Annotated in this window: 14 protein-coding genes and 1 rRNA gene; 12 read left to right on the top strand and 3 right to left on the bottom strand. The window is 44.1% G+C overall.

What is annotated here, in order from left to right; translation table 11 throughout:
• Positions 1-59: 59 nt before the first annotated feature.
• Positions 60-1591 (bottom strand): 16S ribosomal RNA (locus NQ544_RS13305).
• A 1152-nt stretch (positions 1592-2743) separates the two neighbouring features.
• Between NQ544_RS13305 and NQ544_RS13300 the strand changes: the two genes are divergently transcribed.
• Positions 2744-3049: a hypothetical protein gene (locus tag NQ544_RS13300; RefSeq protein WP_006847524.1), complete on the top strand. Its 306-nt coding sequence runs from the start codon at positions 2744-2746 to the stop codon at positions 3047-3049.
• A gap of 134 nt (positions 3050-3183) precedes the next feature.
• The gene (locus NQ544_RS13295) at positions 3184-3942 is read left to right on the top strand and encodes a Bax inhibitor-1/YccA family protein (RefSeq protein ID WP_006847525.1); all 759 of its coding nucleotides are present in this window, start codon (positions 3184-3186) and stop codon (positions 3940-3942) included.
• Between the two features lie 286 nt (positions 3943-4228).
• Here the strand turns inward: NQ544_RS13295 and NQ544_RS13290 are convergent, their stop codons facing one another.
• Together NQ544_RS13290 and NQ544_RS13285 are read right to left on the bottom strand one after the other, a co-directional pair.
• The gene (locus tag NQ544_RS13290; protein WP_006847527.1) at positions 4229-5248 is read right to left on the bottom strand and encodes a helix-turn-helix domain-containing protein; all 1020 of its coding nucleotides are present in this window, start codon (positions 5246-5248) and stop codon (positions 4229-4231) included.
• A gap of 128 nt (positions 5249-5376) precedes the next feature.
• Complete coding sequence (locus tag NQ544_RS13285; protein ID WP_006847528.1) at positions 5377-6705, bottom strand: inositol-3-phosphate synthase; 1329 nt, start codon at positions 6703-6705, stop codon at positions 5377-5379.
• 331 nt (positions 6706-7036) lie between these two features.
• Here NQ544_RS13285 and argR point away from each other — a divergent pair, with 331 nt between their 5' ends.
• The 10 genes from argR to NQ544_RS13235 all read left to right on the top strand — a co-directional run bounded on the left by argR (position 7037) and on the right by NQ544_RS13235 (position 17072).
• Positions 7037-7525, top strand: coding sequence for an arginine repressor (gene argR / locus NQ544_RS13280; protein ID WP_006847530.1), 489 nt, complete (start codon positions 7037-7039; stop codon positions 7523-7525).
• A gap of 89 nt (positions 7526-7614) precedes the next feature.
• Positions 7615-8226 carry a GNAT family N-acetyltransferase gene (locus NQ544_RS13275; protein ID WP_006847532.1) on the top strand — a complete coding sequence of 204 codons (612 nt, stop codon included), beginning with the start codon at positions 7615-7617 and terminating at the stop codon, positions 8224-8226.
• Between the two features lie 76 nt (positions 8227-8302).
• Entirely contained in the window at positions 8303-9505 is a 1203-nt protein-coding gene (locus tag NQ544_RS13270) for an argininosuccinate synthase (RefSeq protein WP_006847533.1), read from the top strand.
• Position 9506: 1 nt separating this feature from the next.
• Positions 9507-10508: an N-acetyl-gamma-glutamyl-phosphate reductase gene (argC, locus tag NQ544_RS13265; protein ID WP_006847534.1), complete on the top strand. Its 1002-nt coding sequence runs from the start codon at positions 9507-9509 to the stop codon at positions 10506-10508.
• Positions 10509-10617: 109 nt separating this feature from the next.
• Complete coding sequence (locus NQ544_RS13260) at positions 10618-11760, top strand: aspartate aminotransferase family protein (protein WP_006847535.1); 1143 nt, start codon at positions 10618-10620, stop codon at positions 11758-11760.
• A 341-nt stretch (positions 11761-12101) separates the two neighbouring features.
• Entirely contained in the window at positions 12102-12470 is a 369-nt protein-coding gene (locus tag NQ544_RS13255; RefSeq protein WP_006847537.1) for a LytTR family DNA-binding domain-containing protein, read from the top strand.
• Positions 12471-12475: 5 nt separating this feature from the next.
• The gene (locus NQ544_RS13250) at positions 12476-12997 is read left to right on the top strand and encodes an energy transducer TonB (RefSeq protein WP_006847538.1); all 522 of its coding nucleotides are present in this window, start codon (positions 12476-12478) and stop codon (positions 12995-12997) included.
• Between the two features lie 12 nt (positions 12998-13009).
• The gene (locus NQ544_RS13245) at positions 13010-14068 is read left to right on the top strand and encodes a tetratricopeptide repeat protein (RefSeq protein ID WP_006847539.1); all 1059 of its coding nucleotides are present in this window, start codon (positions 13010-13012) and stop codon (positions 14066-14068) included.
• Between the two features lie 21 nt (positions 14069-14089).
• On the top strand, positions 14090-16165 hold the full coding sequence (locus tag NQ544_RS13240) for an outer membrane beta-barrel protein (RefSeq protein ID WP_006847540.1): 2076 nt from the start codon (positions 14090-14092) through the stop codon (positions 16163-16165).
• A gap of 124 nt (positions 16166-16289) precedes the next feature.
• On the top strand, positions 16290-17072 hold the full coding sequence (locus NQ544_RS13235; RefSeq protein WP_006847541.1) for a pyrroline-5-carboxylate reductase family protein: 783 nt from the start codon (positions 16290-16292) through the stop codon (positions 17070-17072).
• Positions 17073-17203 lie beyond the last annotated feature (131 nt).

Raw genomic sequence — 17203 nt, 5'->3', positions numbered from 1 at the left:
AAGAGAAGCGAACTTTTAAATCCAGTTCCTAAATCTTCATAGGAAATTCGTCTCTCCAGAAAGGAGGTGTTCCAGCCGCACCTTCCGGTACGGCTACCTTGTTACGACTTAGCCCCAATTACCAGTTTCGCCCTAGGCCGCTCCTTACGGTCACGGACTTTAGGCGCCCCCGGCTTTCATGGCTTGACGGGCGGTGTGTACAAGGCCCGGGAACGTATTCACCGCGCCATGGCTGATGCGCGATTACTAGCGAATCCAGCTTCGTGGGGTCGGGTTGCAGACCCCAGTCCGAACTGAGACAGGCTTTAAGGATTTGATCGTACTTACGTACAACCGTCTCTCTGTACCTGCCATTGTAACACGTGTGTAGCCCCGGACGTAAGGGCCGTGCTGATTTGACGTCATCCCCACCTTCCTCACACCTTACGGTGGCAGTGTCCCCAGAGTGCCCAGCATAACCTGATGGCAACTAAGGAGAGGGGTTGCGCTCGTTATGGCACTTAAGCCGACACCTCACGGCACGAGCTGACGACAACCATGCAGCACCTTCACAGAGGCCCCGAAGGGCGTCATTGTCTCCAAATCCTTCCTCTGCAATTCAAGCCCGGGTAAGGTTCCTCGCGTATCATCGAATTAAACCACATGTTCCTCCGCTTGTGCGGGCCCCCGTCAATTCCTTTGAGTTTCACCGTTGCCGGCGTACTCCCCAGGTGGGATGCTTAATGCTTTCGCTTGGCCGCTGACCTGTTCAGACCAACAGCGGGCATCCATCGTTTACCGTGCGGACTACCAGGGTATCTAATCCTGTTCGATACCCGCACTTTCGAGCTTCAGCGTCAGTTGCGCTCCAGTGAGCTGCCTTCGCAATCGGAGTTCTTCGTGATATCTAAGCATTTCACCGCTACACCACGAATTCCGCCCACTTTGTGCGTACTCAAGGAAACCAGTTCGCGCTGCAGTGCAGACGTTGAGCGCCTACATTTCACAACACGCTTAATCTCCGGCCTACGCTCCCTTTAAACCCAATAAATCCGGATAACGCCCGGACCTTCCGTATTACCGCGGCTGCTGGCACGGAATTAGCCGGTCCTTATTCATAAGGTACATGCAAAAAGTCTCACGAGACTAACTTTATTCCCTTATAAAAGCAGTTTACAACCCATAGGGCCGTCATCCTGCACGCTACTTGGCTGGTTCAGGCTCTCGCCCATTGACCAATATTCCTCACTGCTGCCTCCCGTAGGAGTTTGGACCGTGTCTCAGTTCCAATGTGGGGGACCTTCCTCTCAGAACCCCTACTGATCGTCGCCTTGGTGGGCCGTTACCCCGCCAACAAGCTAATCAGACGCATCCCCATCCATCACCGATAAATCTTTAATCTCTTTCAGATGTCTTCTAGAGATATCATTGGGTATTAGTCTTACTTTCGCAAGGTTATCCCCAAGTGGTGGGCAGGTTGGATACGCGTTACTCACCCGTGCGCCGGTCGACGCCCATCAAAAGCAAGCTTTCGATGTCGTTTCCCCTCGACTTGCATGTGTTAAGCCTGTAGCTAGCGTTCATCCTGAGCCAGGATCAAACTCTCCATTGTAAAATATCATTTTTACTTTGCTATACCCGAAAGTCTAGCGAAGTGTTTGTTGTCTGTACTTAGGACGAATATCCTTTTCGTTTATTGAAGCTTAGTAAACCTGACTTGTCAATTGCTTGACGGTTCGTTTCTTTTACCCAGTCAACTTTCTTATTTCTAAGAAGTTAACCGCTTCTTGTACTACTTGTCTGTTTATGTAAAATCTTTCAAAGAACTCTTTCTTTAATCGCTAAGAGAAAGTGTATTTCTCAAAAGCGAGTGCAAAAGTACTAACTATTTTTCATTCCACCAAATCTTTTTGCAAAAAGTTGCTTTTTTATTCGGTTTTTTAACATCTATAAAGACTTTATGCAATAGATTTTAGCTGCTTACATTATTATATATATGCGCTCGCCAGTGCACGCACTTAGGCGTATACGCAAGCGCACAATATAATTCTAGGTTATAATGCTTTTTAGTTAATTTATATTTAAAAATTGACGCTTATCCGTAGCCATTAACTTTATTTCGCTGACAATATTTTAACGGCTTATACATCAAGGATACTGATTAGACAGGGATTCTCAGAAATTTCCATAGAAAGAAATCATAAAAAAGAGGACCCTCTAAAAAAGATACCCATTTCGGAATAGAAAACAAATACTTAAAATATGTAAAAACGGGTTGAATTCTTAAAATATGTTTCTAAAAAGCGAAAAACACCCTTCACCACCCTTCACCCGTAACTATTTGACACATAAAACGTTAAATAAAAAGGTGAAGGGTGAAGGTTTGAAAACTCTTTTTTATATATACGCGCGGGTAAAGGAAAAATCCATTTTTTCATCTTGCTGGTTTTTCGGTTTTTCCAAAAATCCTATAAAAAAGAATATAATATAAGATTTAAAATATACCCTTCACCCTTCACCTCGTCACCACAACCCAGTTTCCATATCTTCGTCATCGGATTACCTACATTTGTCTTCTGGGTTTATCCTTCGGAGATATTCTGCTATCTTTCGGAGATATTATCTTATCCTTCGGAGATATTTTTCTGAATGATTCCATGATATTTTTCGCACTTTATTTCCCGAATCCACGCAAATCGCACAAATCGCATAGGTAGAAAACGGAAAAGACGTATCTTTGCATTCGAAATAAAACGAATAGCGTATGAGACTGGTAGAAGAAAGAGAAGATAAGAGATTAAGATGGCAATGGCAGATCAGTTTCAACCGCAAGGAGGCTGACATGAAGTCAGACATCACCATCATTCCTAACGGCAACTATCATATCCTGATAAAGGGTCTGAAACAGAACGACATCATCAGAATATACGGAACCTCAGGTGTCCTGGCACTTCAGAAACAGGCAAAATCTGAAACAGAACAGCTTCGCTCACCAGTAAATGGAACTGTAGCCGTAGAGGTAACGCGAGGCGGAAAACAGATAGCCGTAAAGAAGACAGCCCTTAAATAAAGGAATGAATGACGTAAAATTACGGAATAAATGTTAATAAAGCGCAGAGATTATCGTTCGTTTCAATAATTGGCATTATCTTTGCGCTTATTATATTATTCAATAGACCATAAATAACAAAAGAAAATAGAATTATGACAGAAAAGGAAATGTACAATCTGATAAATAGTCAGAACAACCAGGAGAGCAATGGCTTTGCTGTTAATGAGAAAGAGCGAGGTATAAGCGGTGTTTTCTCTGCTTTGATGCGCAAAGTGTATACATGGATGACCTTAGCTCTCCTGATTACGGGCGTTACTGCCTATGGTGTGGCTAGCAGTCCTACCCTGCTGATGACCTTGATGACAAGCCGCGGCTTGCTCTTTGGCCTGATTATCGCAGAACTCGCCCTGGTATTCATCATTACTGGTGCCCTACAGAGACTCTCCCTGACTACGGCCACCCTACTCTTCATCGTCTACTCGGTTTTGAATGGTGCCATGCTTTCATCCGTATTCGTAGTTTATACGATGACCAGTATTGCCAAGGTATTTTTTATTACAGCCGGCACATTCGGAGCAATGGCTTTCTATGGTTACACAACCAAGAAGGATTTGACCTCTTTCGGAAAAATACTCTTCATGGCGCTGATAGGCCTGATTATCGCTACCGTAGTAAACATGTTCTTGAAGAGTTCAGGGTTTGATTACATTTTGAGTTACGCCGGCGTAGCCATCTTCGTTGGCTTGACCGCTTGGGACAGTCAGAAGATCAAGCAGATGCTCCAGACACAATACGACATGAGCGAGGGCGCACAGAAACTGGCACTCATCGGAGCCTTGACCCTGTATCTCGATTTTATCAATCTCTTCCTCTACTTGCTCCGCATCTTCGGAGGCAGCAACAAGGAATAATGAAAACGGGAACCGGGAATAAAGTAAAAAAACAAAGAATAACATACATAACGAGAAAGGTTGGCTTGCCCTCAACGGGTTGGCCAACCTTTATTTTTTTTATTCCTAGAAAAAGTAAATGCTAGAGTTATATTCTCTTCAAAAAGTTCTATGGTGCAAAGATAGGAAAAAAAAATGAGAACCATGGTTTCAAAATAGCAAAAATAAGTTTCAAATGGACAAAAAGTGTCTTTTGACATTTTTCAGTGTACCACTGATTTTTAGAAACTACCTAAACACCAATAACTTATGCATTTACCCTATATTTATTAGGAGAGCAACCAAAAGAGGCAAAAAATACTCTTCTGAACGTAGAAATAGAATTAAATCCCGATTTGATGGCGATTTCCGGCAAAGGAAAGTTCGTTGATTTCAACAAATTCTCAGCATACTGTATACGATAAGAATTCACATAATCATAAAACGTCTGCCCATTCTGCCGGTTAAAATAGCGACTCAGATAAGTACGGTTCGTACCTACAGCCAGCGCCACATCAGACAATTTCAGTTTCGGATTGAGATAGATTCTATCTTCCTCGAACAACCGCTGCACCTCAGCAGCCATCCCCGAAACATCTACTTCGTTCTGCTCTAACGGTACAATTTCAATATCGCTCAACTCTTCTATCACAGACTCATGCCTATAAACAAAATAATCTATCAGCATCCAGAGTATCAGAGAGCTTACCATATAGATATTGTCGTAATCCACATTAATAACGAAACAGCTCAGCGTCCATAAAAACAGAATCAGGAAGAAGGTATTGAGAATGGCAAGAAGCCAATTCAGATTAATATTTTCCTGATAAGAAAAGCGCTCTTTCAGCTGGCGGTGATACCTCCGAATCATAAAGAAAAGCAATATAAAGGTAGAGAATCCATAAATGGCTCCCCAGGCAGAAAGCACATAAAACCAGATGATATTATGGGTAAAAATATAGAACACCGGCAACAAGAGGAAAGGCAATTCCAGCATCAAAGCTTTCACCCATCTGAACCAGCCCGGCTTCACCAGTTCCATCAACACAAAGCTGTAGAACGGAATAATCATCATATCCAACGAAGACGTAAGATACCACGCATGCTCGTTGTCAAAACCATAAATCTGAAAGAAAACCATGTCCTTTACCAACTGCAGGTCGACCACAATCATGAGCCACATAATCATCCGAAAGAGCATCTCCTTTCCTTTTCTCCAAAACAGGAAAGCCATCATGGAGAAGAACATCATGCTCATACCATAAATAAAACTCGTTACCGAATCCATGTCTACTTTCTATATAAATAAACAAAAAGGCACACCTATGGAGAGATATTCTAACATTCCAAAGGTGTGCCATGATATAAATTTAATGCCTTATATAATAAGGTGTAGTATTAAATGAAATAACCTAATTAGTCGATTTCCTCATCGGCCTCGTAACCTCCCATCTCACGGATAGCATTCTTCAGCATCGTATACTGCTGGTAGAGATGGTTCACAGGCTCTTCACCCTTAGTATAATCGTGCATAGGTGCCTTAAGGAAGAAACTCAAGAAACGCTGGATTCCGAATCGGCCTGCACGAGCAGCAAGATCGCTCAACAATGTAAGGTCGAGCAGCAATGGAGCAGCAAGGATTGAGTCACGGCAGAGGAAGTTAATCTTAATCTGCATTGGGTAACCCATCCAGCCGAAGATATCGATATTATCCCAACCCTCCTTGTTATCGTTACGAGGTGGATAATAGTTGATACGTACCTTATGATAGTACTGAGTATCTTCATCGTTACCATGACCATAGAGATCTGGCTGAGTTTCTGGTTTCAGGATTGTCTCAAGAGTAGAGAGTTTACTTACCTCCTTGGTATGGAAATTAGCAGGTTCATCGAGAACGAGACCATCACGGTTGCCGAGAATATTGGTAGAGAACCAGCCATTCAAGCCGAGACAACGGGTACCGATGATAGGAGCGAAACCACTCTTGACAAGAGTCTGGCCTGTCTTGAAGTCCTTACCGGCGATAGGCATCTTGGTCTTCTCTGCGAGTTCCCACATAGCAGGAATATCAACAGTTGTATTAGGAGCACCCATGATGAAAGGAGCACCCTCTGTCAAAGCAGCATAAGCGTAGCACATGGATGGAGCTACATGCTGGCGGTCGTCAGCCTTCATTGCAGCCTCAAGTGCTGCCAATGTACCATGAATCTCCATATCTACAGGAACATAGATTTCGGTAGATGCTGCCCAGATAACAACGATACGGGCACAACCGTTCTTCTCCTTGAAGTCGCGAATATCCTGACGAAGAGCCTCTACCATCTCCCAGCGGGTCTTGCAATCCTTCACATTGTCGCCATCAAGACGCTTTGCATAGTTCTTGTCGAAAGCAGCCTTCATTGGTACTACCTTCTCCAACTCCTCGCGTACAGGATTGATATCTTTCTCCTTCAATACCTCAGCATACATAGCTGCCTGATAAGCATTCTGCGGATAAACATCCCAAGTACCGAATACGATATCATTAAGATCAGCAAGAGGAACGATGTCCTTGTAGTGCAAATATTTCTTGTCTGCACCCTTGCCAACACGAATCTTGTCGTACTGAGTCATTGAACCTACTGGCTTCGCAAGTCCCTTACGAGTCATGAAAACACCGGTCATGAAGGTAGTAGCTACTGCGCCACAACCAACAACCAAGATTCCCAGCTTACCTTCTGCTGGTTTAACATTCATTTTTTCCATCTTCTAAAGGTTTATTTTATATTAAGTTGATTATAATCTAAGAATTGTGTCTGCAAAGATAACAAAAACTAATTGAACCGATGCGGTTTTCGTAGACTTTTTTTCAATAATTTACAATAATTAGCTTAAAATGGATAAAAAGGCTATTCTGCATCAAAAGCCAAGTGTAGAAAATTTGTATGAAAGAAGGCAATATTTGCATAATTATTCCACATTTATGCATATCTAAAGACAAAATAATGTTATTTTATGCATTTTTCTTTCATATTATTTGGTTATTTGCAAAATATATTGTAATTTTGCAGCCGTTAAACGAATAAAAATACAGCATATGAAGGCAAAGAATAGCAGATTGGAAACTTTGAAGATGCTTATATCAAGTCAGGAGTTGAGTTCACAAGACCAACTTTTGGAGGCTCTTCACAAAGAAGGCTTTAAGATTACGCAAGCTACATTGAGCCGTGATTTAAAACTGCTCAAGGTAGCAAAGGCAGCATCTTCGAGTGGAAAATATGCGTATGTCCTGCCCAACGATACATTATATAAGAGAGTATCAAACCATATTCCAGTGAGCAAGATGATGGTGAATACCGGATTTCAATCAATCAACTTCTCCGGGAACATGGTCGTGATCAAGACCCGTCCGGGATATGCAAGCAGCATTGCCTATAACATAGACAATAGTGATATTTCTCAAATTCTTGGAACCATCGCCGGTGACGACACTATCTTCCTGGTTAAAAAGAAAGGTACCACAGAAGAGGAAATCATCAATGCACTAGCAGAGGTAATTCCAGACGTTCACCATAAATATGTATAAGGTAGTTGCTTTTTTATGCAAAACATACACCTTATTATATATAAAGAAAGAATATTAAAACAAAAACATTTTAAGATAGAAGAGAAAAAATGGAAGAAGCAGAAGTTAAAGTAATGGTGGCTGACGAAAGTCACATCAAGTACATCGACACCATTCTGACTACAATTGCAGAAGCTGCAAAGAAGCGTGGTTCTGGTATCGCCAAGCGTTCACCAGAGTATGTTGCCACCAAGATGCGCGAAGCCAAGGCGGTCATCGCTCTCCAGGGCGAAAAGTTCGCAGGTTTCAGCTACATCGAAACATGGGGCAACAAGCACTATGTTACCACATCAGGTTTGATCGTTCACCCAGACTTCCGTGGTATGGGACTGGCTAAACGCATCAAGAACTTTACCTTTACGCTTGCCCGACAGCGATGGCCTCATGCCAAGATTTTCTCTTTGACATCCGGTTCGGCTGTCATGAAGATGAACACCCAGCTGGGTTATCTTCCTGTTACCTTCGCCGACCTGACCGATGACGAGTCATTCTGGCGTGGTTGCGAGGGTTGCATCAACGTAGATGTCCTCCATCGTACCAACCGCAAATACTGCATCTGCACCGCCATGCTCTTCGACCCAGAGGAGCATCTGCCTATCAAGCTTCCTCAGGAGGTGATTGAGAGAATCAGAAAGATTGACGGACCTTCTGCAGAAATTTAAATCCTTATATATAAATTAAGGTATTGGCAAGAATGCCATCTAAACATTATTCACCACATATTAAACATAAAATAAAATGGCAAATAAAAAAGTTGTAGTCGCTTTCAGTGGCGGTCTCGATACATCATACACAGTAATGAAGTTGACCCAGGATGGCTGGGATGTTTATGCAGCATGCGCTAACACAGGTGGTTTCTCTTCCGAGCAGTTGAAGACCAACGAAGAGAACGCATATAAGTTGGGCGCCAAGGCATACGTCACTCTCGATGTTACCCACGAATATTATGAGAAATCATTGAAATACATGATTTTCGGTAATGTGCTCCGCAACAACTGCTACCCTATTTCAGTATCTTCTGAGCGTATCTTCCAGGCTATCGCAATCGCTCGTTACGCCAAGGAGATTGGTGCTGACGCCATCGCTCACGGAAGTACAGGTGCCGGCAACGACCAGATCCGTTTCGACATGACCTTCCTGGTAATGGCTCCTGGTGTAGAGATCATCACATTGACTCGTGATAAGGCGCTTTCTCGTAAGGAGGAGGTTGATTATCTGAACGAGCACGGCTTCTTTGCAGACTTCACCAAGTTGAAGTATTCATATAACGTAGGTATCTGGGGAACCAGTATCTGTGGTGGTGAGATTCTCGACCCAACCCAGGGTCTCCCTGAGGAGGCTTATCTGAAGCACGTTACTGCCAAGGAAGAAGAGGCCGAACTGAAGATTACCTTCGAGAAGGGTGAGATCGTGGCTGTCAACGGCGAGAAGTTTGATGATAAGATTGCTGCCATCCAGAAGATTGAGGAGATTGGTGCTTCTTATGCCATCGGTCGCGACTGCAACGTGGGTGATACCATCATCGGCATCAAGGGTCGTGTAGCTTTCGAGGCTGCAGCTCCTAAGCTCATCATCGAGGCTCACCGCCTGTTGGAGAAGAGCACATTGAGCAAGTGGCAGCAGTATTGGAAGGATCAGGTAGGCAACTGGTACGGAATGTTCCTCCACGAGAGCCAGTACCTGGAGCCAGTAATGCCGGATATCGAAGCAATGCTGACATCTTCTCAGCGTAACGTAAACGGTACTGCTATTCTGAAGCTTCGTCCATTTAGCTTCCAGACTGTTGGTGTCGATTCACCAGACGATTTGACCAAGTCTAAGCTCGGTGAGTATGGCGAGATGCAGCACGGTTGGACAGCCGAGGATGCGAAGGGCTTCATCAAGGTAAGCTCTACCCCACTCCGTGTTTATTATGGTATGCACCCTAACGAGGAAAGATAATATGGTAAAAGTAGGTATTTTAGGAGCAGCTGGTTATACGGGAGGTGAGCTGATTCGCCTCCTTATCAACCATCCTGAGGCAGAGATTGTATTCGCCAATAGCGAGAGCAACGCCGGCAACCTGGTGGCTGAGGTTCACGAGGGATTGTATGGCGAGACTGACTTGAAGTTTACCGCCGAGATGCCTTTCGACCAGGTGGATGTTATCTTCTTCTGCTTCGGTCATGGCAAGAGCGAGGCGTTCCTGAAGGAGCACAATGTTCCGGAGAACGTGAAGATTATCGACCTGGCACAGGACTTCCGTCTTGCCCCAGAGACTGTGGTTGCTACCCAGCAGCCAACCCCAGCCGCTCACGATTTTGTATATGGTCTTCCAGAAATAAATGAATCAAAAATAGCCGTAGCTCAGCACGTGGCAAACCCAGGTTGTTTTGCAACCTGCATTCAACTTGGTTTGTTGCCTGCTGCTAAGATGGGCCTCATCAACAGCGATGTATCTGTCAACGCCATTACCGGTAGCACCGGCGCTGGTCAGAAGCCAGGTGCCACTACCCATTTCTCATGGCGCAACAACAACATGAGCATCTACAAGGCATTCAACCATCAGCACGTGCCAGAGATTCGTGAGAGTCTGAAGCAGACACAGGGTTATCTCGATGCAGCCATCGACTTCATCCCTTACCGTGGCGACTTCGCCCGCGGTATCTTCGCTACAGAAGTTGTGAAGACCGACAAGCCTATCGAGGAAATCGTGGCAGGTTACAAGGAGTTCTACAAGGATGCCAAGTTCACCCACTATGTGGATAAGGCAATCGACCTGAAGCAGGTGGTGAATACCAACAAGTGCCTGGTTCATGTGGATAAATATGGCGATAAGCTCTTGATTACTTCCTGCATCGACAATCTTCTGAAGGGTGCCGTAGGTCAGGCTGTTCAGAACATGAACATCATGTTTGGTATCGACCAGACAGCAGGTTTGAAACTCAAGCCATCAGCTTTTTAAATAAAAGAATTCGGAAGAACGGATGAATATTCATTCGTTCTTCTATCAAAAAAAATAGTTTGTAATAAGATAACTCTATGAGTTGTCTTTCTTAAAACATCGATTTAACATGAAACTTTACGACGTATATCCTCTTTTCGATATTAATATTGTAAAAGGACAGGGCTGCAAGGTATGGGACGACAAGGGTCAGGAATACCTAGACCTCTATGGCGGTCATGCCGTTATCAGCATCGGTCATTGCCATCCTCACTATGTGGCGATGCTCACCAACCAGTTGAACAACCTGGGGTTCTACTCCAACTCTGTCATTAACAAGTTGCAGGTGAAACTCGCAGAGCGTCTGGGCAAGGCTAGCGGTTATGAGGATTATCAGTTCTTCCTCATCAACTCAGGTGCCGAGGCAAACGAGAATGCCTTGAAGCTGGCTTCTTTTACCAACGGCAGAACCCGCGTGCTATCTTTAGAAAAGGCATTCCACGGCAGAACATCCCTTGCCGTAGAGGTAACAAATAATCCAAAGATCATCGCTCCTATCAATGACAATGGTCACGTAACCTATCTTCCTATCAACGATTTGGAGGCTTGGGAGAAGGAACTTGCCAAGGGCGATGTCTGCGCCTGCATCATCGAGGCGATTCAGGGCGTAGGTGGTTGCAACATGGTAACTCCTGAGTTTGCTCAGGGTTTGCAGGCAGCCTGCAAGAAATACGGCACTTTCCTGATTTGCGATGAAATCCAGTGCGGTTACGGCAGAAGCGGTAAGTTCTTTGCTCACCAGTGGTTGGGCATCAAGCCAGATCTCATCACCGTAGCCAAGGGTATCGGCAATGGTTTCCCTATGGGTGGCGTGTTGATTTCTCCAGAGTTTACTCCTGTATATGGTCAGCTGGGTACTACCTTCGGTGGCAACCACCTGGCATGTACAGCCGCTCTCGCCGTTCTCGATGTATTTGAGAAGGAGAACCTGGTACAGAATGCACATGAGGTTGGTGAATATCTCATTGCCCAGCTGAAGGAGTTGCAGAAGCACAACAGCCACATCACAGAAGTTCGTGGCCGTGGTTTGATGGTAGGAGCCGTACTCGATATTCCTCACAAGGAAGTTCGCAGCAAGCTCATCCACGAGCAGCACTGCTTCACCGGTTGCGCCGGCACCAACATCCTCCGCATCCTCCCTCCATTGGTATTGACCAAGGAGAATGTGGATGACTTCATCGGAAGATTGGAAACCATATTGAAGGAAGTATAGAAAGTGAAGAACGAAGAGTGAAGAGTGAAGAAACAAAGTTCGGCGGCCAAAGGGAAAGCCAATTCAACAGCTCTTCAGTCATATATACAACCCATAAAAGAAATAGGAAACACTCCTATCGTGAGCAGCAAGCCCTTTGCGGTTTGCTGCTTTTTTGTTTTTTCCTCGCTAGATTACTAACTGTGGTTTAACGATTTTAGTTGACCACCTTAAACAGATAGTCATATCTAGAGTTTGACTTCATATTCTCCACAAAACAAATCCACTGGTTCACAAAAAACACGCTACCTCCAGCCATACTTTTTAAATATTTTGCTTACCTTTGCACCAAACTTATCAGTATGGAAGAATATCTCATCATATCAAATGCCAACTTCTTGCTCAGAGTGGCTTCCGAACAGATAGCATACGTCTGTTCGGAAGGAAGCTATTGCAATCTCCGACTCACCAACGGCGATGAATACACCTTCTCGTTCAACCTTGTGGTCTTTGAGAAGAAAATAGTAGAGCAACTTGCCAAAACGGCACACTTCTTCGCTCGTGTTGGCAGAAACTACATTATTAATAGCCAGCACATTTTCAGCATCAACCTCAACACTTCAGAACTAGTTTTGTACAACGAACGGTTTTGCGAGAAATTCACTCTGCACGTCAGCAAGGAACCACTCAAACAATTAAAAGCACTTTTAGACAACTCCATAAAATCGTAAAAGGTATGAAAGAAAAAAACAATCTGGAAGAAACTTATTTCCTGGGCAAAGCACAGGAAACAAGATACACAAAATCTCATATATATAAAAAGGTATTTGGGATAGCCGCTTGCGTGATAGCAATAATAGGTATAACCATCGTCCTTATGTTCAAACCGCAAAGCGTATCACAACCTCATGTGTTAAAGACGATAGCTGTTTTACCGGAAGGTGGTCAGATGCCAATCTTCAACGGCAATGGCGACATCAACGATTTCCTAAGATGGGTGATGACAAACATCCAATATCCTAAAGGATTGGAAGACAAACCTGCGCGAGTCGTCATCAACTTCACCGTTCAAAAGGATGGAACATTGGGATTGTTTAAAGTTCTCGAAGCTCCCAAAGAAAAAGCCTACGAGCAGACTGTGATTGAACTTCTCAAGAGAAGCCCTCATTGGAAGCCTGCCCGACTCTCCGATGGCGAGGAAGTAAACATGGAGTTTACCTTGCCTGTCGTTTTCACTCCCGAAGTAAGAAAGAAATAATCAGCAAAAACGATGAAACAGTTTAGATTGATCCTTATATTATGGCTATGTATGGCAATGAATGCCAAGGCCAACGAGACCACAGCTAATCTACTTCAACAAGGAGACAGCTGTTTGAGTAGATATGATGTATTTCATGCAACCCAATACTACCAAAAGTATCTGGAAGCAAATCCATCTCACCTGGGAGCACGCAGGAAACTGGCTTCCTGCTATCGGAAAGTAGGCAACTACACCGCCTGCATTTCTTGCCTAGACAAGATTCCATCAGATAGCATCAACCACGAAGACATGCGAATGTTCTATTATGCGTATCTCAATCAGAACAACAATGACAAGGTTTCTCTTTGGGGCGAGCGCATCGCATTCTTATTCCCATACGACAGTGAAATTATCGCTTCGCTTGCAGTGCATTACAATGGAGTGAACAAACCAGACAGAGCAGAAAAAGTGGCGAAGAATTACATTTCTCAATGTGATTCCACGAACTTATATGTCAACAAGGAATATGCCTATTCCCTATTCATGCAATTCAAATACGATGAGGCTATACCCTTGTATGAGAAACTGATAGCACAAGGATTTGATAATTTCGAATCCAATTTCATCCTTGGTCTCTGTTATGAGGACCAGCCGGACAATGAAAAGGCGCTGAAACATTACCAGAAAGCAGTTCAGTTCAAAAACGACAATGCCACTTGCCTTTTCCACTTGGCTTTGATAGAGAAATCCTTCTGCATGGATTCATTGTCTATGGCTCATTTCAACCAGTCGTTAGAGGTTTCCTTGCCAAAAGATAGAGCATTGCGAACCTATAAATGGCTAGCCGACCTACATTTTCAACACAGCCGATATGCAGACGCAGCACGTGACTTTGAGTTATGCATCCTTTACGATGAAGAAGACGACCCGCTCAACTATTACAATGCCGCCCAAATGTTCATCGCTTCCAAGAACAAGCTGAAAGCGAAACAGCATCTCCAGATGTTCTTAGCAAATGCAAACAGACTAGAAGATAAAAAAGAGGCAGCACAACTCATATCCAAAGCCAAAGAGCAACTCAAGCAATAACCATCAAACAAACATAAACACATGAAAATAAATTTTATCTTAGGTTCAGCATTATTGCTGAGCCAGCCCCTTTGCGCTCAAAACGAAGAGGTAAAAGACACGCTTACCACCCTGATGATGATGCAAAACCTGCCAGAGGTTTTCGTCAAGGCGACACGTCCTATCGTCAAGGCAGAAAGAGGACAATTGGTGTACAACATGCCACTGCTCATAGAGAAAATGCCGGCAGACAACGCTTATGATGCCCTTACCCGAATACCAGGAGTAAACGAACTAAACGGCAACATCAATTATGCAGGAAAGGAACTGACTCTCATCATCAACGGTAAACCAACCACGCTCAATTATGCACAACTGGCAGAGCGATTAAAAGCCATGCCCGCATCACAATTAGCCAAAGCCGAAGTGATGCTGGCAGCGCCAGCACGCCTACATGTTCGTGGAATGGTCATCAACCTGATTACCAAAGACTATGTAGGAAAGAACCAGCTTTCAGGACAAATACAAAGCATCTGGAACCAAAGCAAATACGGAGAAGGGGAAGGCAAAGGCAACCTGCTGTTCCAAAAAGGAAAATTCGGACTGGATGCCATGTATTCATTTACAGATGGAACATCATACGGTGAAACTACTACCAATGCCAATCATCCCCTTCAAGGAAAGCGAGTAGCGTATCATGACAAGACCTCACAGAAAACCCCAGGATTGACTCACAACTATCGCTTGGGACTGAGTTATGCATTTGCTGATAACCACCAGCTATCCCTGGCATATACAGGAAAATGGGACAGCAGCCATCCTCATCATGAAACGATGGGAACAGGCACATCCCAGCAACAGGGCAATGAGCATACCTACCTGCACAATGTAGATGTCAGCTACAACCTGCCCTTTGGACTACAAATAGGCATATCCTATCTCAACTACCAAAACCCCAGCCAGCAATATCTAGCAGGAACGATGCTTGACGAAGAGCGTATTCTATACACAAACAGCAAGCAAGTAATAGACAAATGGCTTTTCACAGCAGACCAATCCCACTCATTGAAACAGGGTTGGGAACTGTCGTATGGTATGAAATTCCAAAACAGCAACAACAGAAGCTACCAAGCCACGACCAACAAGGATGGAGCAGACATTCCTGATGCAACCAGCCAGGTGAATATCGAAGAAAGAATCTTGAGTTTCTATGGCGGCATAAGCAAACAGATAAACGAGCGAATCAGCTTGGAAGCCTCTGTCGAAGCGGAGCAGTACCATTCTCCACAATGGAACAAATGGCATATTTATCCCACACTTAATGCATCGTGGAAAGCCAATCCTGGCAACATACTCAACTTATCCTTCAGTTCCAGCTCACAGTTTCCTAGCTATTGGTCAACCATGGGCAGCATTTACTATGCCTCTACCTATATGGAGATATGGGGGAATCCTCTTCTCAAGCCTTACTCTACATACGAGACCAACCTGACGTGGACTATCAAAAGTCGCCATACATTGATGGCATTTGCAGAGTTCCAGCCCAACTATTCTGTGCAGTTGCCTTATCAGACTACCGACCACATGGCAGTCATTATGAAGGAGACCAATTTCGACTATAATCATACTATAGGCATTAGAGCATCGACGACTTTCGGTATAGGCAATTGGATGAACGGAAGTGTTTCGGCAACAGGAATCTACAGACATGACAAGAGTAACGATTTCTTTGACTTACCCTTCAATCGCAAACATATCTCTGCCATTCTTGCCGGAAATCTATCCGCCCAGCTTAGCCGAAGCCATCACATCCATTTCATACTTAACCCATTCTATCAGTCGAAAGCCATTCAAGGACTCTATGACATCAAATCAGTCTTTCTCTTGATTGCTATGTTGAGATGGGCTTCCGATAATGATAAATGGAGCATTGTGGTTAAAGGCAGCAACATCTTCAACGAGGGATTCTCTACAAAATCAGTACAAGGCAATCAAGACTATCACATGAACATCAAGCAAGATTGGGCATCAGCATCCATCTCCATCATCTATAAGATAGGCAAGTACAAGGAGAAGAGAACCAAGGACGTAGATACTTCCAGAATGGGAGTAAACTAGCGAATTTCTTAAAAAATCGTCAGTAAACAAGCGCACTTTCTTAAAAAATCATCTATAAACTGCTCTTTTTTCTGATAAAAGTAGTATCTTTGCACCGTAATTGCATTTTAACTATAAGACGACAATGAAAATAACAATTATCGGAGCAGGTGCTATGGGCGGTGCCATGGCTGAAGGACTCTTGCAGAGCGAGAAGTTCACTCCATCAGATATTACGGTATCTGACCATAACCAACCAGTATTGGATCACTTCGCAAGCGAAGGAGCCAGCGTAACTCTCGACAACCAGTTGGCTTGCCATGGCGCAGACATCATTTGCGTGGTAGTAAAACCATGGTGCGTGGAGAAGACATTAAAGGGAATCAAGGATGCACTCAACTACAAGAGTCAGAAACTCGTAGTGGTAGCAGCCGGTGTGCCATCAGCCAACATCAAGGAGTGGCTGGACAAGGATGGCATCACCCCAACCTTCTTCCTCGTGATGCCAAACATCGCCATCGCCTATAAACAGTCGATGACCTTCATCACTCCTGTAGATGCATCTGCTACAGAAATCCAGCAGATTACAGAAATCTTCGATGAATTGGGCGAAAGCCTCATCATGGAAGAGCGTCTCTTCCCAGCAGCTACCGCCATGTCGTGTGCCATTGCTTACGCCATGCGCTATGTAAGAGCCAATGTAGAAGGCGGCGTAGAGATGGGGTTCAAGGCAAAGGATGCCCAGAAGATTGTCTTGCAGACCATCAAGGGTGCCGTAGAACTGCTTCAGGAAACAGGCGAACACCCAGAGGCTGCCATTGATAAAGTAACAACTCCTGGCGGCTGCACCATCAAGGGCTTGAATACCATGGAACAAGGCGGCTTTACCAGCGCAGTCATCAATGGTTTATTGGCAGGAAAGAAATAAGAAAATGATACAATGAATGCTGCACAGATTACTTTATTTGTGCAGCATTTTCGTTTTTATAAGCACAAAGAGTTATAAAAACGTAAGTTTTTTGAGCCGTTTTAAATATTTTTCGTATCTTTGTGCTTACA

It is taken from the genome of Segatella copri DSM 18205 (assembly GCF_025151535.1).
In the GTDB taxonomy this organism is placed as follows: Bacteria; Bacteroidota; Bacteroidia; order Bacteroidales; family Bacteroidaceae; genus Prevotella; species Prevotella copri.
Note: the sequence above shows the minus strand (reverse complement) of the source record. Positions and strands in the feature narration are given on the sequence as shown.

Bases quoted from the DNA above. Each gene is read 5' to 3' on its own strand.
- NQ544_RS13285 (WP_006847528.1), bottom strand. From the start codon at position 6,705: ATGGAAAAAATGAATGTTAAACCAGCAGAAGGTAAGCTGGGAATCTTG.
- NQ544_RS13235 (WP_006847541.1), top strand. From the start codon at position 16,290: ATGAAAATAACAATTATCGGAGCAGGTGCTATGGGCGGTGCCATGGCT.
- NQ544_RS13255 (WP_006847537.1), top strand. From the start codon at position 12,102: ATGGAAGAATATCTCATCATATCAAATGCCAACTTCTTGCTCAGAGTG.
- argC (WP_006847534.1), top strand. From the start codon at position 9,507: ATGGTAAAAGTAGGTATTTTAGGAGCAGCTGGTTATACGGGAGGTGAG.
- NQ544_RS13275 (WP_006847532.1), top strand. From the start codon at position 7,615: ATGGAAGAAGCAGAAGTTAAAGTAATGGTGGCTGACGAAAGTCACATC.
- NQ544_RS13260 (WP_006847535.1), top strand. From the start codon at position 10,618: ATGAAACTTTACGACGTATATCCTCTTTTCGATATTAATATTGTAAAA.
- NQ544_RS13300 (WP_006847524.1), top strand. From the start codon at position 2,744: ATGAGACTGGTAGAAGAAAGAGAAGATAAGAGATTAAGATGGCAATGG.
- argR (WP_006847530.1), top strand. From the start codon at position 7,037: ATGAAGGCAAAGAATAGCAGATTGGAAACTTTGAAGATGCTTATATCA.
- NQ544_RS13290 (WP_006847527.1), bottom strand. From the start codon at position 5,248: ATGGATTCGGTAACGAGTTTTATTTATGGTATGAGCATGATGTTCTTC.
- NQ544_RS13240 (WP_006847540.1), top strand. From the start codon at position 14,090: ATGAAAATAAATTTTATCTTAGGTTCAGCATTATTGCTGAGCCAGCCC.
- NQ544_RS13250 (WP_006847538.1), top strand. From the start codon at position 12,476: ATGAAAGAAAAAAACAATCTGGAAGAAACTTATTTCCTGGGCAAAGCA.
- NQ544_RS13295 (WP_006847525.1), top strand. From the start codon at position 3,184: ATGACAGAAAAGGAAATGTACAATCTGATAAATAGTCAGAACAACCAG.
- NQ544_RS13270 (WP_006847533.1), top strand. From the start codon at position 8,303: ATGGCAAATAAAAAAGTTGTAGTCGCTTTCAGTGGCGGTCTCGATACA.
- NQ544_RS13245 (WP_006847539.1), top strand. From the start codon at position 13,010: ATGAAACAGTTTAGATTGATCCTTATATTATGGCTATGTATGGCAATG.